The organism is Hyphomonas sp. L-53-1-40, from assembly GCF_000682775.1.
In the GTDB taxonomy this organism is placed as follows: Bacteria; Pseudomonadota; Alphaproteobacteria; order Caulobacterales; family Hyphomonadaceae; genus Hyphomonas.
In genome coordinates, this window is record NZ_AWFI01000004.1 from 24,409 (window position 1) to 42,603 (window position 18,195).

Genomic DNA, 18,195 nt, shown 5'->3' on the forward strand with positions numbered 1-18,195 from the left:
TAAGCCGCCCCTTCAGACAGGATTCACAGGGCGCCCGCGCGCATTTCTTGCGCCCGTGACCCAAGATTACGGATGATTGAACCGATGGAAGTTACCCAGACCAAGGCAGAAGGTCTTAGCCGCACGTTCGCCGTTAAAGTGCCGGCCTCGGAACTGCAGGCCAAACTCGACGAGCGGATTGAAGAAATCCGGCCGCAAATGAAGCTTAAGGGCTTCCGTCCGGGCAAGGTGCCCGCATCCCATGTCCGCAAGCTGTACGGCCAGGACCTGATGGGCGAGCTGATCAACAAGCTGGTCACCGAGACCAACCAGAAGGCGCTTGAAGACAATGAGCTGCGCCCGGCTGGCCAGCCAGACGTCCAGATCGATGGCGACATGGAAGCTGTGGTCAAGGGCCAGGCCGATCTGTCCTACAACATGAATGTCGACGTGATGCCGGAATTCGAGCCGGCCGATGTGACCAAGCTAACCATCACGCGCCCCGTCGCGGACGTCGCTCAGGAACAGATCGACGAAGCGCTTGGCCGTATCGCCGAACAGAACACACAGTATGAACCGCGCGCCAAGACGGCGAAAGCCAAGGAAGGCGACGCAGTCGTCATGGATTTCGTGGGCAAGATCGATGGCGAAGCCTTTGAAGGCGGTAGCGCTGAGCAGCAGACACTGGTCATTGGTTCCGGCCAGTTCATCCCGGGCTTTGAAGACCAACTGGTCGGCGTGAAGGCGGGTGACGAAAAAGACGTGACCGTAACGTTTCCGGAAGAGTACGGCGCCGCTGACCTTGCCGGCAAGGAAGCTGTCTTCGAAGTGAAAGTGCACGAAGTTCGTGCGCCGAAAACGGCTGAACTCGATGACGAGTTTGCCAAAGGTCTCGGTCTTGAGAGCTTGGAGCAGCTTACAGGTCTGGTGAAAGACCAGTTGAAAGCAGAGCATGACGGTGCGTCCCGCGCCAAAGCCAAGCGTAACCTGCTTGACCAGCTGGATGAGGCTCACAGCTTCGACCTGCCGCCGAACATGGTGGAGCAGGAGTTCAATCAGATCTGGCAGCAGCTGCAGTCGGAAATGGATGCAGGCCGCACGGCTGACGAAGACAAGGACAAGTCCGAAGACGAACTCAAGGAAGAGTATCGCAAGATCGCAGAGCGTCGCGTGCGCCTCGGTCTGGTCCTCGCCGAGATCGGCCGCGTGGCGGATGTTCGCATTTCCGAGCAGGAAGTGAACCAGGCTCTGGTCCGCGAAGCACGCCAGTATCCAGGTCAGGAAACGCAGGTTGTGGAATTCTTCCGCAACAATCCGGGCGCAATGGCCCAGCTGCGCGCACCGATCTACGAAGACAAGGTCGTCGACCATATTCTGGAAGTCGCTGAAATCACCGAGGAAACGGTGTCCCGCGAAGACCTGTTCAAGGAAGAAGACGAGTAGTCTTCACACCAGTAGACGAATTCAGACGAAAGCCGGTCCGCAGGGGCCGGCTTTTTTCATGCGGCGAACCCCAATAGGTAAACTGGATGTTAACCGCATACCGCGAGTTTGTATCGAATCGAAAACAAGAGGCATCAGAAGATGAGCGTCCAGAGTATTCGCCCACAACTGAACGAACAGGACATCCACAGACTGATCAAGGGTGAAACACCCGAAGATCGGGCATCGGTTGCCCATCGGTTGTGTCGCCGGATCGCTCTGGATGTGCTGAGTGATTCCGAGCGCGAATATGCACAGGAAATCATGGGAATACTCGCGGATGATGCAGCGGACCTGGTGCGGCGCACCTTGTCTGTCACGCTACGAAACTCTCCGATTTTGCCACGAGAAATCGCCTTGAAGCTGGCGCAGGATATCGAGGCTGTAGCCATTCCCGTACTGCAGGACTCGCCGGTGTTTACCGAAGAGGATCTGATTGAACTTGTCCTGTCCGTCACCGCGGCGAAGCAGGCCGCAATTGCCAATCGTGAAACCCTGTCGACGACACTGACAGACGTGATTTCCGAGCATGGAACGGTTGAGGCCGTGCGGATGTTGTCCGCAAATGAGGGGGCGGAGTTTACGGACGCCGCTTATGAAAACTCGATCCGCCGGTTTGGGTCTGATGAGGATGTGCAAAAGGGCTTTATCAGTCGCGAATACATTCCCACCCATATCGCCGAAAAGATGGTTTCGCTGGTTTCTGGCCAGTTGTTTGACCTGCTGGTCAATCGCCACGAGCTTCCGGCACAAATGGCGATCGATCTCGCCTCGGCATCGCGTGAGCGGGCAACGATTGATCTGGTAGAGCAGGCGGGGCGAACTTATGATTTGCCGCGTTTCGTCTCGCAACTGCACCTGAATGGGCGGTTGACCCATTCACTGATCATGCGGGCGCTCTGCTGTGGCCAGATGCCGTTCGTTGAGCATTCGCTGGCGGAATTGTCTGGTGTGGGCCACCAGCGCGTTTGGTTGATGATCCATGATGCGGGCCCGTTGGGGCTACAGGCTGTATTCGATAGAGCCGGTATGCCCCGGAAAATGCTGCCCGCGTTCCGGGCCGCTGTGAATGTTTTCCATGAGACAACGCATGACGGTGGGCCAAATGATCGGGCCCGATTCCGCGCGCGCATGATCGAACGTGTATTGACCCAGTTCCAGGCCATCCCGAAGGAAGACCTCGACTATCTGCTTGAGAAACTGGACTATTATTCGGAAATGGCGGCGATGGACGAAGCCAGCGGAACAGTAGATGTCGCCTAGCAGTCGGTGCGCATTCGGACGCCCGCCTGGACTCCCAGACTGTCGAAAAATGCTCCATCACGCCAATTCGCCTTGTCGGCAATGACGAGAATACCGGCGGCGCTGGCAGATTCGCACAAATCCATCAGCTCTTCATTGATTTGCAGTTCTCGGGCATCCACTCGGATACTATCGATCATCAGGCCAAGACCATCGCGCAGTTGGGTCTGCCACGATTTACGCATATCGATTGATACGCGAAAGCCGCGCTTGCGGAGACTTGCCACGCTGTGGATCGCGTCCGTGCGCCCATCGGCGAAGACAGAATCCTGGAATTCGAGACTGATTTCTTGTTGGCAGAGGGTCGTTCGGCGGATCGCGGCATCACAGCCTACAGCTGTGTTGTCATCCCCAAGCGCTGCTGCCGGGGCCGGCACAATGATTGGGCGCATCCGATTGTCAAATGTATGCGCCGCGCTGGCGACTTCGAGAAGACGATCAGCAAGCCATTTGGCTGGGCCTGTTGCTGACTGGGAAGCGGCCGGGCCGAAGGCGGCCTTCTCTTCATACCGCTTGGACATCTCGCAGACCGTACCAAATGAGGTACCGTCGAGCACATGCATGACAGGCTGGAAGCGGAGATGGACCTTCTGTCCACTGTGGGCGACAACTTTCGTTTGAAGCAATTCCCGCATCACTCTTCCCGTCTTTCTGACCGTGCCTATTGCCTTCCCTAAGGGAGAGGATTGAAGATCACGCGCAGAAATCCGTTAGGATTTTGAGGAAATTTGACAGAAAAATACGGGACCATAACAATGACAACACAGCCCGACGCACCAAGACTCTCGGCCACAGTGCTCATCGTTCGAGATGGAGCAAACATCCCCGAAGTGCTGATGGTGAAACGCCACTATCAGATCGACTTTGCGGCGGGGGCGCTCGTCTTCCCGGGCGGCAAGGCGAATGCAGAAGATGCCAGTGCGGATTGGGATCCTTACACTGATGGCGATTTCGGGCCGGTGCAGCAGGATGCCCGTATCGCAGCGGTGCGCGAGGCGTATGAGGAGTCTGGCCTGTTGCTGGCGCGCCCGCGGGGGCAGCGCGGAACCAATCAGCCGCTTGTCGGACCGGACATGGCGGAAAAACTGGACCCTTTTCGTTCAGCTGTGGATCGGGGTGAGCAGAGCTTCCTTGAACTTGTCCGCGACAATGATCTTGTGCTTGCCCTCGATAGTCTTGTTTATTTCGGACACTGGATCACGCCCGACATGATGCCTAAACGCTTTGATACGCACTTCTATGTTGCACCGGCGCCGCCAGATCAGATTGCTGCCCATGACGGCCGCGAGACAACGGATTCTGTCTGGATAGGGGCGCAGGCCGCACTGGACGCAGAAGAATCAGGTGAGGCGATCATCATCTTCCCGACCCGGATGAATCTGAAAAAGCTCGCTACGGCCAGTTCCGTGGCCGATGCGGTCGAGCGATTTGGCCGCGAAACCGTTATAACCGTCAAACCGCAGCAGTCAGAGACACCCGAAGGCGAGCCGTGTCTGATCATTCCAGACGTGGAGGGGTACGGCCAGACCGTTGAGCTGCTGTCCCGCGTAAACGTCTAGAGAATGAATTTCGAGAGGTCGGCATCTCCAGCCAGGCTCTCGACACGCTCATTCACATAGTCGGGCGTGATCGTGAAGGTCTCGCCTGACTTGTCGGGCGCCTCGAAGCTGATTTCGTCCAGCAGGCGCTCCAGGACTGTTTGTAGGCGACGTGCACCGATATTTTCCACGCTGCTGTTCACGGCCTCGGCAAGATCGGCAAGGCGGTCGATGGCAGCGTCTTCGAATTCCAGTGTGACGCCTTCAGCTTCCATCAGGGCTTGATACTGGCGGATCAGGCTGGCTTCGGGCTCTACCAGAATACGACGTAAATCATCCCGTGTCAGAGCGTCGAGTTCGACGCGGATGGGGAGGCGCCCCTGCAGTTCGGGCAGGAGGTCAGACGGTTTCGAAACGTGAAACGCGCCGGAAGCAATAAAGAGTATATGGTCGGTCTTGATGGCGCCACGCTTGGTGCTGACGGTCGTGCCCTCGATCAGGGGCAAGAGGTCACGTTGAACGCCTTCGCGGCTGACATCAGCGCCGCCGCGGCCTTGTTTGGCGGCAACTTTGTCAATCTCATCCAGGAAGACGATCCCATCCTCTTCGACCGCATGAACGGCTTCCCGGACAATCGCGTCTTCGTCCAGCAGCCGATCAGCTTCTTCGTCGATCAAGGGTTGGTAGGCTTCCTTGACCGTCGTTCGCACACGTTTCGTGCGCCCACCCATGGCTTTGCCCAGCATGTCGGAGAGATTGATCATGCCCATGGAGCCGCCTTGGCCCGGAATATCCATCATCTGCATAGGGCTGCTGGTTTCCGCGATGTCGAGATCGACCGGCTTGTCGTCGAGTTCTCCGGCGCGGAGTTTGGTGCGAAATACTTCGCGTGTGGAGGACTGGGCTTCTTCGCCGACCAGCGCATCGAGTAAACGTTCTTCGGCTGCGTCTTGCGCCTGAGCCGCAACGCCCTCGCGTTTTTGTTCGCGGATCATCGAAATGGACGCCTCGACAAGATCGCGGATGATCTGTTCCACATCGCGCCCGACATAGCCGACTTCCGTGAACTTTGTGGCTTCAACTTTCAGGAAGGGCGCATTGGCAAGTCGGGCAAGACGACGAGACACTTCGGTTTTGCCGACCCCCGTGGGTCCGATCATCAGGATATTTTTCGGCGTGATCTCGGACCGGATCGAGTCGGGCGCCTGTTTCCGGCGCCAGCGATTGCGAAGTGCTATGGCAACCGCGCGCTTTGCGCCAGTCTGCCCAACGATGTGGCGATCAAGTTCTGCGACAATTTCGCGGGGAGTAAGGTCTTTCATCAGGACTTCCGAACAGGGTCTGGCGCTTGGCCAGTGTGGAACAAGGCGCGAAATGCGTGAACCTAAAGGTCCAGCGTTTCCAGCGTGAAATGGCTATTGGTGTAGACGCAGATATCGGCAGCAATCTGCATTGCTTTGCGGCCAATCTCTTCTGAGTCATCCTCGTAATCGTAAAGGCCGCGGGCCGCAGCCAGAGCGTAATTCCCGCCAGACCCGACAGCAACGACATTGTGCTCAGGTTCCAACACGTCACCGGCGCCCGTGATAACGAGCGTCGATTCCTTGTCGGCTACGATCAGTAAGGCTTCGAGTTTTTGAAGATATTTCTCGGTACGCCAATCCTTGGCAAGTTCAACGGCAGCGCGTTGGAGTTGGCCGGGATGACGCTCCAATTTGGCCTCAAGCCTCTCAAACAGGGTGAAAGCGTCCGCAGTTGCGCCGGCGAATCCCGCGAGAATGTCTCCGCCAGCGATTCGACGGACCTTGCGGGCGTTGCCTTTCATGATGGTCTGACCCATCGAAACCTGCCCATCGCTGAGCATGACGAGTTTTCGGCCCTTCCGGACGGCGAGAATGGTAGTGCCATGCCAAATGGCGGAGTTGTCAGTGTCGTGCGTCATGGCAAATGATGTGGCCGATCCGTGCTGTCTGTTCAAGAGAGGACCTGTTACATGAATTTCCACAGAGATATGTCATATAAGTGTAGCTTTGCCCGGCTATTCGGGCGCGGATGGAAGGGAACCGCCTGAATGGTGCAACAGCTCGGCCAACTACCTATGGGATGGTTGCTGACCGCGCTGATAGTCTTCGTGGTCACGACCGGATTTTCTGTGGGGCGAATACGCGCTGAGCGGTATCTGGTGTCGGGCCGACACAAATTTCATTCACGTGGAAATTATCACGGCTATTATGTTGCAATGTGGGGTCTGCTGCCCACACTGTTCATCGCCTCGGCCTATATCCTGTTTTCACGCGCGGCCATCTTCGGATGGCTGGACAGCGAGTTGCCGGAGGGTTTCCGCCAGTTTTCCAAGGCTGAGCTTCAGTCCTATTTGGAGGCTGTCTCGGCGGCGGCGCGGACCGGTGGCTATTCTGGCGCAGACCGCATATTTGCGACGGTCACGAACCGCTACCTCGAATTGTCTGGCAGTCTGAATGGTGCCACGCTGGGGGCGATGGTTCTGGCTGCGATTGGTGGTATCGCCTATGCGCGTCGCCAGGTCGCTCCAGCTTTTCGGGCCCGGCTCAAAGTGGAGCGTGGGGCAGAAGCATTCCTGTTCGTGTGCGCGGCCATCGCGATCGCCACCACAGTCGGCATCGTTGCTTCTCTTCTCTATGAGAGCGTACGTTTTTTTGCTCAGGTGCCGATAACCGACTTCCTGTTTGGCACGCGGTGGAACGCGCAAACGAGCGCAGAATTTGGCGCACTTCCACTTTTCTTCGGCACGTTCATGATTGCATTGATCGCGATGCTGGTGGCGGCCCCGATCGGGTTGTTCGCCGCCATATTCCTGTCGGAATATGCCTCCCCGCGCGTTCGGCGGTACACGAAGCCGTTGCTGGAGATGCTCGCCGGCATTCCGACGGTTGTATATGGTTTCTTTGCGCTTCTGGTCATTGCGCCCGGCGTGAGGGCGGCCGCACTCGGGATCAACAGCTTGTTGATCAATATTGGCATCACGTCCGAACCTTTGCTGGCAGCACAACCGACAAGCGCCCTGGCGGCGGGATTGGTCATGGGCGTCATGGTCATTCCATTTGTGTCATCCTTGTCGGATGACGTGATCAATGCCGTGCCGCAAACTTTGCGTGATGCTGCGTTCGCTATGGGGGCAACCAAGTCGGAGACGATCAAGCAGATCATCTTGCCGGCCGCCTTGCCGGGTATTGTCGCGTCCATGCTGCTGGCCGTTTCCCGAGCCATAGGCGAAACCATGATTGTTGTTATGGCGGCAGGTCAGCGGGCACGCATTTCTTTCGATCCGTCGACGGATTTAACGACAATTACGGTCCAGATCGTGGCGCTTCTGACGGGCGAGACGCAGTTCGACAGTCCGAAGACCCTGTCTGCCTTTGCGCTGGGGCTTGTCCTGTTTGTCGTCACGCTCGGCTTTAACCTGATCGCACTCCGGGTCGTTCAGCGATACAGAGAGAAATATGAGTAGTCCCGTGGAGTCACCGCTCAGGTCTGAAAAAGCCTTGAAGCACTTGCGCCGCCGCCGCGCTGCGGACACGCGATTCCGGGTGTATGGGCTCGTGGCCCTTGGCTTTGCCCTTTTCTCTTTGGTCTTCTTGATCTGCGCGATTGCCTGGAAGGCGAGCAGCGCAGTCACCTATCATGTGGTGAAGACTGATATCGTGCTTGAGGCGGGCCGCATTGTACCCGATGGCAATGCCTCGCCAGAAGAAATCACTCGAAATATCGAAGGCTTCTACACGCTGGTGCGAGATGACCTTTTTGCGAAATTCGCAAACTTGGAAGACACTCCCGCAGTACGGAAGGACTTCAGCGCCTTGATTGACCGGCTGGCGGTTTTGCCGCTCGCGCGTCGGGTGGCGAAAAATCCTACACTGATAGACCAAACGGTTTCGATCCAGATTCCGGTTTCGGATGATGTCGATCTTTTCCTGAAGCGGTCGTCGCCGCGTAGCATACCGTTCCGGCTCGGAGAGGGTGCACAAATCAGCCCGGGGCAGGGTACGGATGAAATGGTCCTGAGGCATCCGGCCTTGGAGTCCGTTCTTTCCTCGCTCACAGCGCTCGGATCGCAGCAAGGCGCACCGTCGGTATTGGTGATCGCCGACAGCGCAGTGGCGCGTCTGACAGATTTGCAAGACCAGACCGCCGGGTTCGAGATACTGGCTGGCGATCTCGCAGACTTTCAAGGCAAGCCGTTGAAGGGTCTGATCGTGGCCGTTCCCGAGAGCAACCGAACGATTTCTGATTTGCAGATCGCATGGGCCTTGGCGCTGAAATCGGAAGGTATCATTCGGCGCGTGCCCCACACGAGCCTTTTGACCAGCACCGACAGCACATATCCGGAACTTGCAGGATCACTGGCGGCAATTGTCGGATCTCTTTTGACGATGCTGGTTACCGGCATGGTTGCCATACCTATGGGTATTTTTGCTGCCATATTCCTTGAGGAGTTTGCGCCGAAGAACCGGCTGACTCAACTGATTGAGGTGAACATCAACAATCTGGCAGCGGTGCCGTCCATCGTCTTTGGCCTGTTGGGGGCAACCTTGTTGCTCGGCACGTTCGGTCTGCCGCGATCGGCGCCCATGGTGGGGGGGCTTGTTCTGGCTCTGTTGATCCTGCCGGTTGTGATCATCGCTGCCCGCGCAGCCCTCAGGGCTGTGCCCCCGTCGATCCGAAGTGGTGCGCTCGCTGTTGGGGCGTCGCGAATGCAGGCCGTGTTTCACCATGTGCTGCCGCTGGCCTTTCCGGGCATGTTGACCGGCGCAATCCTCGGAATGGCGCGCGCATTGGGGGAGACAGCACCATTGCTTCTGATTGGGATGGTGGCCTTTGTTGCGGAAGTGCCGTCCTCGACGACCGACGAGGCAACAGCGCTGCCGGTGCTGATCTATAGCTGGGCGTCGAATGCGGAGCGCGCCTGGGAGCCGATGACGGCTGCGGTTATCGTGATCCTTCTGGCGCTTCTTGTTACAATGAATGTCATCGTCGTTATGTTGCGACGCAAATTCGAGCGGAGATGGTAATGGATACCACTGCCCAGACAGATCACGACCCGGCTTTGACCGGAGAGGGGGCTGACCAGGCGCAGGCGCTGGTTTATCCCCGCATCAATTGTCAGGATGTAAACGTCTTCTACAGCGGCAAACAGGCCGTGTTCGATGTGTCTCTGCCAGTTTTCGACCGTTCGGTTACGGCGCTGATCGGCCCATCCGGGTGTGGCAAGTCCACCTTCCTGCGATGCCTGAACCGTATGAATGATACGATTGATGGAGCGAAGGTGACAGGCGACATCTTCATGGATGGTGAGAACATCAATTCGCCAGATGTGGACCCGGTGCTTTTGCGGTCGCGTGTCGGCATGGTGTTCCAGAAGCCTAACCCGTTTCCGAAATCCATTTACGACAATATCGCTTATGGCCCGCGCATTCATGGACTCGTCGATGATCGCCAGGAACTCGATGCCATCGTCGAGAAAAGTCTTCGCCGCGCCGGTCTGTGGCAGGAAGTCAAAGACCGGCTTACCCAGCCTGGCACCAGCCTGTCAGGTGGCCAGCAGCAGCGCTTGTGTATTGCCCGCGCAATCGCCGTGCGACCTGAGGTCATTTTGATGGATGAGCCGTGTTCTTCGCTGGACCCGATTGCAACGGCACGGATCGAAGAACTGATAGACGAGCTCAGAAAGCGCTATTGCATTGTAATTGTGACCCATTCCATGCAACAGGCAGCGCGAGTGTCACAACGCACGGCCTTCTTCCATCTTGGCCACCTCGTTGAGATGGGCGACACGGATCAAATATTCACCAGCCCGCGTGAGCGGCGCACTGAAGACTACATCACCGGCCGGTTCGGATAGGGAGACTGCATGGCAGATCACATCGTCTCAGCATTTACAGACGAGCTCGACAAGATCGCTGCCGATCTCATGCGTATGGGCGGCATTGTGGAAACGATGATCCTGGATTCCTGCCAGGCGGTAGACCGCAATGACAAGGAACTCGCAAAGGATGTGATCTCCCGCGATCCCAGTGTCGACCGGCTGGAAGAAGAAGTGGAGCGCCAGATTGTGAGTTTGATCGCGCGCCGCCAGCCTATGGCCCATGATCTGCGGTCGGTCTTTGCGGCGCTGAAGACGGCGGGTGAGCTGGAGCGGATTGGTGATCTTTCGAAGAATATCGGCAAACGCACCCTGATGCTGGATGATGCTGTCCCGTCCATGATGCGCCACGGCGTAGCGCGCATGGCACGCCCGGTGTCACTGCAGTTGCATTCCGTGTTGGATGCTTATGCGACCAGCAATGCCGAGACCGCCAAAATGGTCTGGGAAAGCGATGACGACATCGACCAGCACTATAATTCATTGTTCCGGGAAATGATCACTTACATGATCGAGGATCCGCGCACCATCGGTGCTGGAGCGCATATGTTGTTCATGGCCAAAAACCTTGAACGCATCGGCGACCACTGCACGAACATCGCAGAATTCATTTACTTTCAAATCACTGGCGAATATCTCATGCCCCATGAGCGCCCGAAAGCCCCCAATACGGGCGTCTGAAAAGACGTAGGACAAGAGGATCTGTCATGAAGCCCTATGTGCTTATCGCTGAAGATGAGAGCGCCGTTTCGGAGTTGCTTTTCTACAATCTCAAGAAAGAGGATTATGAAGTCGCGATAGCCAGCGATGGCGAAGAAGCGATGCTGATGATCGAGGAACGCGCGCCGGATCTGCTGTTGCTCGACTGGATGCTTCCCAAGGTCAGCGGTATCGAAGTCTGCCGTCGGATTCGCAGTGGCGGGGCCAATCCGAATTTGCCGATCATCATGTTGACCGCACGGGGCGAAGAAAGCGACCGTATCCGGGGGCTCGATACCGGCGCCGATGATTACGTCACCAAGCCTTTTTCAACGACAGAGCTGATGGCGCGTGTTCGCGCCGTGTTGCGCCGTATTCGGCCCGGCCTGAAGGATGACCGAATTACAGTAGGGGATATCGAGATTGACCGGGTCGCGCACAAGGTCGCCCGGAATGGGCAGGATATCCATCTCGGGCCGACCGAGTTTCGCTTGCTGGACTATTTCATGCAGCATCCGGGGCGTGTATTTTCACGCGAGCAGTTACTCGACACGGTCTGGGGATCGGACGTCTATGTCGAGGCGCGGACCGTGGACGTGCATGTCGGGCGCCTGCGCAAGGCACTGCGGCAGGAAGGCGGGGACGATCCGATCCGGACCGTCCGCTCCGCCGGGTATGCACTTCGAGCTGACTAGAAAAGTTCAGTCAGGAAGTTTTCCAGGTTTTCAAAGCTGCGACGGTCCGCATCTGCATTGTAGACCGTCCCCATTTCCTTGTTATCTGCGCCAAGCGTCGTGAAGGAGTGCATGGAATTACCGTGTACGTGTAATTGCCAATCGGCACCTGAGCCGTCCAGTTCCTTTGTAATGGCCATCACGTCTTCCGGAGTGGCCATCGGATCATGCCAGCCATGCTCGATCATCACTTTTGCGGTGATCTTCGGTGCGGGCACATTTTCGGCTGGGCGGAACAGACCGTGGAACGAGGCAACGCCCAGCACCTCATGATTGGCGCGGGCCATGTCCAGAACGGCGAGGCCCCCAAAACAGAAGCCTATGGCTGCGGCTTTCGTCGGGTCAACACCCACTTGTTGCTTTGCGGCGGCAAGACCACCTGCAAGGCGCTTCTGCAATTCGGCCCGGTCGCCAACAAGAGGATTCATGAGGGCTTGGTTCTCTTCGACCGTCGTGCCGCGCTTTCCCTTGCCATAGACGTCCATGGCGAAAGCGGCATAACCAAGCCTTGCTATGCGTTCGGCCTTCTCGCGCTCATTGTCGCCCAGGCCGCCCCATGCATGGGCGATCACGACGACTGGAGCTGTATCCTTGCCCTTTGGGCGTAGGAAGTAGCCCTCATAGGTCTTGCCATCGACAGTGTAATCAACTTCGCTCATGTCTTTGCTCTCCTTGGTGTGTGCCTGTCAGATACAGGGCATTCGGCCCTCTGTTTCAAGGGGGGCGGCGATTAGTATGAAGATTCTAGGAATTTTCGATACGCCCTGTTCCATCGAAACATACGGATAAAGGAGCGCCACACATGGCCAAGAAAAATGAGAAGAAGGTGAAAGCGAAGCCGGCAAAGGCTGCGAGCGCAAAAGCCTCCAAATCCACAAAGAAGCAAGCCAAGGTAAAGAAGGCTTCCAAAGCGCCTGAGCCAAACACGGCTGACATGGCACACAAGATCTGGCTCGCTGGCGTCGGCGCCTATGGCAAAGCCTATGACAAGGCAATCGCCAATACGAAGACGTTCAACAAGCAGTCTACCGAATTGTTCGAAGACCTCGTCAAGCGTGGCGAAGAGATTGAGCATGACGTCCGCGCACGCGTTCAGGACAATGATGTTGTTCAGAACGCTACGAAGAACGCCGCCAAATATGCCAGCGTCGCCCGCGAATTCCAGACCCAGGCGCGTGACGAGTTCGAAGCTCGGATGGAACGCATGCGCGACTTGCTGGGCGTAAAGGGCCTCGGCAAGAAAGGCGGCAAGCTCGCCGCCAAGCTCGACAAACTGGAAGACGAAGTTGCTGAAACGGTTTCCAAGGCTCGGTCCAAAACCAAAGACCGCAGCAATGATCTGAAGCAGCGGATTACGCGGCTGACCGAAGAGATCGAAGCTGTGGCAACGGAGTCCGGAGCGGATCTTGTCAAGACGAGCAAGAAGGCGGCCCAGCGCACATCAAAAGCTGTTCAGGACGCCGTCGCAAAGCCAGCAGCAGCTAAACCGAAGACACCTGCGAAAGCCAAGCCTGCCGCAAAGGCAATACCGGCCTCTGCCGCGTCAACCAAGGCGGATGACTTCACGCTCATGACAGGGGTCGGCCCTGCACTGGCCGCCAAGCTGAAAGCGGCGGGTATCAAGAGCTTTGCCGATATCGCCGCGCTCAAGGCGGCAGACATTCAGGCCCTGGACGCCAAGATAATGGCGCGTGGCCGTATTGCCCGCGATGAATGGGTCAAACAAGCCAAAGTGCTGATGAAGTAGTCCGGCACAATCATGAAACAGGTGAGGGCGGTTCCGTGAGGGACCGCCCTTTTCTTATGCGACGACGGTGTCGTAATGCTCGAAGAGATCTGTCAGCGTCTCCGCACCCCGGTCGCCCATATAGGGTGGCAACAGGCACATGACCTGAAGCACAGTCCTGTGGATCAGGGTTGGCCCATCATGGCTGTCCGCATTCAAATGATCCTCCGCCAACCAAAAGGTCAGGGTCGTCATGAATTGATCTGTCAGAACTTCTCTCAGACGCGGATCCAGCCGCAACACCGATCCCGCGGTCAATTCATCCAGCACATCCACAAGCGCGGTTCGCATCCGCGACAGGATGGTTCTGAACCGTTTGGCAAGGTCAGGATACCGATCGAGCAATAGTCCAAGATCGCGATAAAAAAACCGGAAGTCGTAAATTTCTTCGAGAATGATGTAGAGGTAGACCCAGCTGTCCTCCAGACTGGTAATCCGGCCACGGGACCCGCTCAGGATGATGCGCATCTCGTCCTCGAACCGGTCAAACAGGGCATGGATGATCGCGTCCTTGCCCTTGAAATGGTAATAGAGATTGCCAGGGCTGATATCGAGCGCATTCGAAATATCGACAGCCGTCTGCTGGGCTTCTCCTTCTTCATTGAAGAGAAGCAAGCTAACGTGAAGTATGCGATCGCGTGTTTTCATGGCCTGATATGGTGTTTGACACGCAATTCTCACTATGGAACGAATTTTATTTGAAATTTTGATGTAACCTTTTTCCGAATGCGAAAGAGGCCCAATAAAAGATCCAGTCGCCACGTTTGGTGGAAATAACTGGGCAGACCCAAGGGGAGAGGGGCATGACGCGCCCGAAGAAAGACTACGCAAACAAGGCGACTGGAGCATTCAAGGACGTGAACCCGTTCTTGTCCGGTTCCGACCCGCAGGAGATGGTCGGCGCAGTAGCCATGATGCTGCGCTCGACCATGAAAAATCCGGCCATTACAGCGAAAGCTGCCAGCCGGATGGCAGCTGACAGCGCGAAGATCTTGATGGGCAAGTCCGATCGGGCGGCAGATCCTCGCGATCGCCGCTTCAAGGATTCGACTTGGTCTGAGAACCCCTTCTACAAGCGCGGTATGCAGGCTTATCTGTCGACCCAGGAGCATCTGAATGACTGGGTGGCCAATCTCAGCATGACAGAATTGGAGCATGCGCGGGCGAAGTTCCTGACCAGCATGATTACCGATGCCATGGCACCAACAAACACTTTGCTCGGCAATCCGGCCGCCAGCAAGAAAGTGGTGGAGTCAGGAGGCATGTCCCTGCTTAAGGGGCTGAAGAATGCGTATGCGGATATCACAAAAAATGGTGGTTTGCCGAGCCAGGTAGACAAGCGGCCCTTCGAGGTCGGCAAGAATCTCGCAATGTCGCGCGGCAAGGTGATCTGGAAAAATGAGATGCTGGAACTGATCCAGTACGAGCCAGTTACCGACAAGGTTTACCGCACGCCGGTTTTGATCGTCCCTCCACAGATCAACAAGTTCTATGCGATGGATCTGTCCCCTGCGATCTCAATGGTTCAGTTTCTGATGGCGCAGCAAATGCAGACCTTTGTTGTGTCTTGGCGCAATCCTCAGAAAGAGCACGCGCATTGGGGCATGAGCGCCTATATCGACAGCTTGATCCAGGCGAGCGAAGTTATCCGCAAGGTCACGCGATCCAGGAAAGTAAACATCGCCGGCGCCTGCTCAGGCGGTATCACGGCGGCGACGTTGGCAAGTCTGCTTGCAGCAGCAGGTGACGACCGGATCAACTCGCTGACCTTCATGGTATGTGTCCTGGATCCCCAGCGGGAAGATAGCGAGATGGGACAGATTGTTTCTGATCAGAGCCTTGAGGTGGCCCGTAAGTATTCCAGGCGCAAAGGCATCCTCAAAGGCGATGATCTGGCGCGCATGTTCGCCTGGATGCGTCCGAATGATCTTGTCTGGAACTATGTGGTGAACAACTATCTGATGGGCGAGGATCCGCCGCCCTTCGACATTCTGTTCTGGAACAACGACTCCACGAATTTGCCGGCTCAATTGCATTCGGACTATCTCGACATGGGGCTGAACCAGCCTTTCAGTCACCCGGGCGAGTTTGAAGTGGCTGGCCACGCAGTTGATTTGACGAAAGTGACAGCCGACGCTTTTGTGGTTGGGGGCCTGACCGATCACATCACCCCGTGGAAGGCGTGTTACCGCACAACCCAACTCCTCGGATCACAGAATATAGAATTCGTCTTGTCTTCTAGTGGGCATATCCAGTCTCTATTGAACCCGCCGGGCAATCCGAAGGCCAAGATGCTTCGCAACTCGGACCTGGACGCTGATGCCGATGACTGGGCGGCAAAGGCAACAGAAGAGGCTGGCAGCTGGTGGCCTGTCTGGGGCGAGTGGCTGAAAGAGCGCTCGGGAACACTGAAAGCTGCGCCGCGGGCTTGCGGCAATGAGGCATTCCCGGCTCTCTATGACGCGCCGGGTCAATACGTGTTTGACGAATAGGCCGCAAACCTCACGGGAGCCTTCATGACGTCGCCTGAACGCATGCCGATCATCGAGACACAAGACGTAGACGGTATCGAATTGCGCACAGCGCGATGGACGTCAGCGGCCAATTCGGGGCAAGCGACATTGCTGTTTTTCAATGGCATTGGAGCCAACCTGGAACTGACGCTCGGTCTTGGCGACATGTTTCCGGACCGGGATATCATCACCTTTGATGTGCCCGGCGTTGGCTTGAGTCCTGTGACCAGTTGGCCTTATCGCCCCTGGATGCTGGCACGTTGGGCCCGCAAGCTTCTGGATTTGCATGACATTGAAGAAGTGGACGTGATGGGTGTGTCCTGGGGCGGGGCCATGGCGCAACAATTCGCCTTTCAGTATCGCCGCCGCGTCGGAAAGCTGGTGCTTTGCGCAACCACGGCCGGGATGACCATGATTCCGGGCCACCCGAAATCGCTATCGAAAATGGTGGACACACGGCGGTACTCGGACCCGGAATTCATGCGGAAGAGTTTCGAGTCGCTTTATGGTGAAGCCGTCGATGGAGAGGCTGGCAGCCATATCGACAATCTCCTGCCGCCGGACCCCAAAGGTTATATCTACCAGTTGCTGGCCTTTGTCGGCTGGTCGAGTCTGCCATTCATCCGCTTTCTGACAATGCCAACTTTGGTTTTGATGGGAGACCGGGACACGATCGTGCCTGTCGCGAATGGCCATATATTACGGGTGGCACTGCCTGACGCCGAGCTGAAAGTCATTGAAGGCGGGGGGCATCTGTTTCTTGTGACGCGCGCTGAAGAGACCGCCGACCTGATACGGCAATTTCTGATCAGGTCAGAAAGTGAGCCGAAAGCTGCGGCTTGATCAGGTCTTTGCTGTCTTCACGGCGACCCGCTCTTCAAGGGCATCACACACTGCGTTCGCGACCGATTGGGCTGCGTCGCCACGGCCAATCGATCCATAAGCGGCCATGCAGGCCTCGACATGGAGATTGATCAGCGCGGAATTCTCGCCTGGCTCAGTTTCAGACAGCAATGTGCAGAGCGAACCACAGAGGCGCGACACCGCGGGATATCCGTATGACGTGGCAACACCGCGAATATTGTGCGCGCAGGTTTCGAGCAGCTTGTAGTCCGCATGGCTGGCACCGGAAGTCTTGGCGGCTCCCCAGGCACTCTTCAAGCGATCAAGGTCCGCCTGCATCCATGCGTCAAAACGAGATGACAGGTCTTCGACCGCGGCCTCTGCTTTGTCTCCGAGCTCGTCCGGATCGTGACCGGCGTCCGATGCAGCAACAGCGGTATCATCAACTGGCGCAACGGGTGCCATCTTTATCACTCGGCTGATATCTGGAGTTATCGAGGTAACTGACTGGTCACTTTTTGCGCCAGCATTGGGTTTCAGTTTGTTTATCAGAGCCTTGAGCATCGCGATTCCCTATCGTTCGGGTAATCGTATCGTCCAAGCCTTAACGTTTTCCTGACCGAAGGTCTTTGAAATCGCTTCAGAAACCAAACTGTTCCCGCAAGATACGTTCATCAAGCGCATGCCCGGGATCGAACAGCATGGTAAGCCGACGCCGGTCCTCTTGAACGTCCACGCTGACAATGTCGCGCACTTCCTGATTGTCGGCGGCGGCGGCGACCGGACGCAGGATCGGAGCGATTACATCAATACGTACATGCGCGTCGCGCCGAAGAAGGGCGCCTTTCCATCGGCGCGGTCGGAAGGCGCTAACAGGCGTGAGGGCGAGCAGGCCGGCTCCGATTGGCAGGATGGGGCCATGTGCGGACAAGTTGTAGGCCGTGGATCCTGCTGGCGTTGCGACCATCAAACCGTCACAGGCCAGCTCGTCCATCCGCATCTTGCCGTCGATTGTGATCTTGAATCTCGACGTCTGCGCCGTCTGGCGAAACATCGATACTTCATTGATCGCAAGAGCGCGGTGTTCGTGATCATGTACGTCGCGCACGGTCATTCGCAGGGGCGAGATGACAGCGCGTTCGGCTGAGTTGATGCGGTCAGGGAGATTGTCGACGCTGAATTCGTTCATCAGGAAGCCGACCGTGCCACGGTTCATGCCGTATACGGGCTGGCCCCCTTCGAACTGACGCCGCAACGAATCCAGCATTGCGCCATCGCCGCCAAGTGCAACGATCACATCGGCATCATCCTCGCTGCACTGGCCGTACTTTTTGGTCAGGACAGACAGCGCATCCTGGGCTTCTGGGCGCTTGGACGCGTAAAAGTGCAGACGTAGACCACTCATGATGGCCCATCTGCT

18 protein-coding genes are annotated in these 18,195 nt (G+C 56.9%); 11 read left to right on the forward strand and 7 right to left on the reverse strand.

Features of this window, described 5'->3' with window-relative positions:
• Positions 1-84: 84 nt before the first annotated feature.
• Positions 85-1,422: a trigger factor gene (gene tig / locus L53_RS05095; RefSeq protein ID WP_034812882.1), complete on the forward strand. Its 1,338-nt coding sequence runs from the start codon at positions 85-87 to the stop codon at positions 1,420-1,422.
• 141 nt (positions 1,423-1,563) lie between these two features.
• Positions 1,564-2,724, forward strand: coding sequence for a DUF2336 domain-containing protein (locus L53_RS05100; RefSeq protein WP_034812736.1), 1,161 nt, complete (start codon positions 1,564-1,566; stop codon positions 2,722-2,724).
• Here the strand turns inward: L53_RS05100 and L53_RS05105 are convergent.
• Positions 2,721-3,398, reverse strand: coding sequence for an EAL domain-containing protein (locus L53_RS05105; protein ID WP_034812738.1), 678 nt, complete (start codon positions 3,396-3,398; stop codon positions 2,721-2,723). The two genes, L53_RS05100 and L53_RS05105, sit on opposite strands and share 4 nt — an antisense overlap.
• 120 nt (positions 3,399-3,518) lie before the next feature.
• Between L53_RS05105 and L53_RS05110 the strand changes: the two genes are divergently transcribed.
• Positions 3,519-4,322, forward strand: a complete 804-nt coding sequence (locus L53_RS05110) for an NUDIX hydrolase (protein ID WP_034812741.1) — start codon at positions 3,519-3,521, stop codon at positions 4,320-4,322.
• On the opposite strand, the gene hslU is transcribed toward L53_RS05110, so the two are convergent.
• Both hslU and hslV read right to left on the reverse strand, forming a co-directional pair.
• A complete protein-coding gene (gene hslU, locus L53_RS05115) occupies positions 4,319-5,623 on the reverse strand; it encodes an ATP-dependent protease ATPase subunit HslU (RefSeq protein ID WP_034812744.1) in 1,305 nt (434 codons plus the stop codon). The genes L53_RS05110 and hslU overlap by 4 nt on opposite strands.
• 62 nt (positions 5,624-5,685) lie before the next feature.
• Entirely contained in the window at positions 5,686-6,243 is a 558-nt protein-coding gene (hslV, locus tag L53_RS05120) for an ATP-dependent protease subunit HslV (RefSeq protein ID WP_034812757.1), read from the reverse strand.
• A gap of 129 nt (positions 6,244-6,372) precedes the next feature.
• Between hslV and pstC the strand changes: the two genes are divergently transcribed.
• Genes pstC through phoB form a run of 5 tightly spaced genes read left to right on the forward strand, consistent with a single transcriptional unit; the run spans position 6,373 to position 11,594 of the window.
• Complete coding sequence (pstC, locus tag L53_RS05125) at positions 6,373-7,788, forward strand: phosphate ABC transporter permease subunit PstC (RefSeq protein WP_034812760.1); 1,416 nt, start codon at positions 6,373-6,375, stop codon at positions 7,786-7,788.
• Positions 7,781-9,349: a phosphate ABC transporter permease PstA gene (gene pstA / locus L53_RS05130; protein ID WP_034812763.1), complete on the forward strand. Its 1,569-nt coding sequence runs from the start codon at positions 7,781-7,783 to the stop codon at positions 9,347-9,349. The genes pstC and pstA overlap by 8 nt, the downstream gene beginning before the upstream one ends.
• The gene (gene pstB, locus L53_RS05135; protein ID WP_084333129.1) at positions 9,349-10,179 is read left to right on the forward strand and encodes a phosphate ABC transporter ATP-binding protein PstB; all 831 of its coding nucleotides are present in this window, start codon (positions 9,349-9,351) and stop codon (positions 10,177-10,179) included. Before pstA ends, pstB begins: the two co-directional genes overlap by 1 nt.
• Positions 10,180-10,188: 9 nt before the next feature.
• Positions 10,189-10,881: a phosphate signaling complex protein PhoU gene (phoU, locus tag L53_RS05140; protein WP_034812765.1), complete on the forward strand. Its 693-nt coding sequence runs from the start codon at positions 10,189-10,191 to the stop codon at positions 10,879-10,881.
• A 26-nt stretch (positions 10,882-10,907) separates the two neighbouring features.
• Positions 10,908-11,594, forward strand: a complete 687-nt coding sequence (gene phoB / locus L53_RS05145) for a phosphate regulon transcriptional regulator PhoB (RefSeq protein WP_034812767.1) — start codon at positions 10,908-10,910, stop codon at positions 11,592-11,594.
• Here the strand turns inward: phoB and L53_RS05150 are convergent.
• The gene (locus tag L53_RS05150; protein WP_034812770.1) at positions 11,591-12,292 is read right to left on the reverse strand and encodes a dienelactone hydrolase family protein; all 702 of its coding nucleotides are present in this window, start codon (positions 12,290-12,292) and stop codon (positions 11,591-11,593) included. The genes phoB and L53_RS05150 overlap by 4 nt on opposite strands.
• Before the next feature lie 143 nt (positions 12,293-12,435).
• On the opposite strand from L53_RS05150, the gene L53_RS16255 reads away from it, so the two are divergent.
• Positions 12,436-13,380 carry a phasin family protein gene (locus L53_RS16255; RefSeq protein ID WP_051607615.1) on the forward strand — a complete coding sequence of 315 codons (945 nt, stop codon included), beginning with the start codon at positions 12,436-12,438 and terminating at the stop codon, positions 13,378-13,380.
• A 54-nt stretch (positions 13,381-13,434) separates the two neighbouring features.
• Here the strand turns inward: L53_RS16255 and L53_RS05160 are convergent, their stop codons facing one another.
• The gene (locus L53_RS05160) at positions 13,435-14,067 is read right to left on the reverse strand and encodes a TetR/AcrR family transcriptional regulator (protein WP_051607616.1); all 633 of its coding nucleotides are present in this window, start codon (positions 14,065-14,067) and stop codon (positions 13,435-13,437) included.
• A 155-nt stretch (positions 14,068-14,222) separates the two neighbouring features.
• Here L53_RS05160 and L53_RS05165 point away from each other — a divergent pair, with 155 nt between their 5' ends.
• Both L53_RS05165 and L53_RS05170 read left to right on the forward strand, forming a co-directional pair.
• Positions 14,223-15,911: an alpha/beta fold hydrolase gene (locus L53_RS05165; protein ID WP_034812772.1), complete on the forward strand. Its 1,689-nt coding sequence runs from the start codon at positions 14,223-14,225 to the stop codon at positions 15,909-15,911.
• Between the two features lie 24 nt (positions 15,912-15,935).
• The gene (locus L53_RS05170) at positions 15,936-16,775 is read left to right on the forward strand and encodes an alpha/beta fold hydrolase (protein WP_051607617.1); all 840 of its coding nucleotides are present in this window, start codon (positions 15,936-15,938) and stop codon (positions 16,773-16,775) included.
• Here L53_RS05170 and L53_RS16260 read toward each other — a convergent pair whose 3' ends face one another.
• Both L53_RS16260 and L53_RS05180 read right to left on the reverse strand, forming a co-directional pair.
• Entirely contained in the window at positions 16,776-17,240 is a 465-nt protein-coding gene (locus L53_RS16260) for an Hpt domain-containing protein (RefSeq protein ID WP_198019746.1), read from the reverse strand.
• 175 nt (positions 17,241-17,415) lie between these two features.
• Positions 17,416-18,180 (reverse strand): NAD kinase, encoded by a 765-nt coding sequence (locus tag L53_RS05180; protein ID WP_034812774.1) that lies wholly within the window; start codon positions 18,178-18,180, stop codon positions 17,416-17,418.
• Positions 18,181-18,195: the final 15 nt, after the last annotated feature.

Bases quoted from the DNA above. Each gene is read 5' to 3' on its own strand.
- L53_RS05150 (WP_034812770.1), bottom strand. From the start codon at position 12,292: ATGAGCGAAGTTGATTACACTGTCGATGGCAAGACCTATGAGGGCTAC.
- L53_RS05110 (WP_034812741.1), top strand. From the start codon at position 3,519: ATGACAACACAGCCCGACGCACCAAGACTCTCGGCCACAGTGCTCATC.
- hslV (WP_034812757.1), bottom strand. From the start codon at position 6,243: ATGACGCACGACACTGACAACTCCGCCATTTGGCATGGCACTACCATT.
- pstA (WP_034812763.1), top strand. From the start codon at position 7,781: ATGAGTAGTCCCGTGGAGTCACCGCTCAGGTCTGAAAAAGCCTTGAAG.
- L53_RS05105 (WP_034812738.1), bottom strand. From the start codon at position 3,398: ATGCGGGAATTGCTTCAAACGAAAGTTGTCGCCCACAGTGGACAGAAG.
- L53_RS05165 (WP_034812772.1), top strand. From the start codon at position 14,223: ATGACGCGCCCGAAGAAAGACTACGCAAACAAGGCGACTGGAGCATTC.
- tig (WP_034812882.1), top strand. From the start codon at position 85: ATGGAAGTTACCCAGACCAAGGCAGAAGGTCTTAGCCGCACGTTCGCC.
- phoU (WP_034812765.1), top strand. From the start codon at position 10,189: ATGGCAGATCACATCGTCTCAGCATTTACAGACGAGCTCGACAAGATC.
- phoB (WP_034812767.1), top strand. From the start codon at position 10,908: ATGAAGCCCTATGTGCTTATCGCTGAAGATGAGAGCGCCGTTTCGGAG.
- L53_RS05160 (WP_051607616.1), bottom strand. From the start codon at position 14,067: ATGAAAACACGCGATCGCATACTTCACGTTAGCTTGCTTCTCTTCAAT.
- L53_RS05180 (WP_034812774.1), bottom strand. From the start codon at position 18,180: ATGAGTGGTCTACGTCTGCACTTTTACGCGTCCAAGCGCCCAGAAGCC.
- pstB (WP_084333129.1), top strand. From the start codon at position 9,349: ATGGATACCACTGCCCAGACAGATCACGACCCGGCTTTGACCGGAGAG.
- hslU (WP_034812744.1), bottom strand. From the start codon at position 5,623: ATGAAAGACCTTACTCCCCGCGAAATTGTCGCAGAACTTGATCGCCAC.
- L53_RS16255 (WP_051607615.1), top strand. From the start codon at position 12,436: ATGGCCAAGAAAAATGAGAAGAAGGTGAAAGCGAAGCCGGCAAAGGCT.
- L53_RS05100 (WP_034812736.1), top strand. From the start codon at position 1,564: ATGAGCGTCCAGAGTATTCGCCCACAACTGAACGAACAGGACATCCAC.
- pstC (WP_034812760.1), top strand. From the start codon at position 6,373: ATGGTGCAACAGCTCGGCCAACTACCTATGGGATGGTTGCTGACCGCG.
- L53_RS05170 (WP_051607617.1), top strand. From the start codon at position 15,936: ATGACGTCGCCTGAACGCATGCCGATCATCGAGACACAAGACGTAGAC.
- L53_RS16260 (WP_198019746.1), bottom strand. From the start codon at position 17,240: ATGGCACCCGTTGCGCCAGTTGATGATACCGCTGTTGCTGCATCGGAC.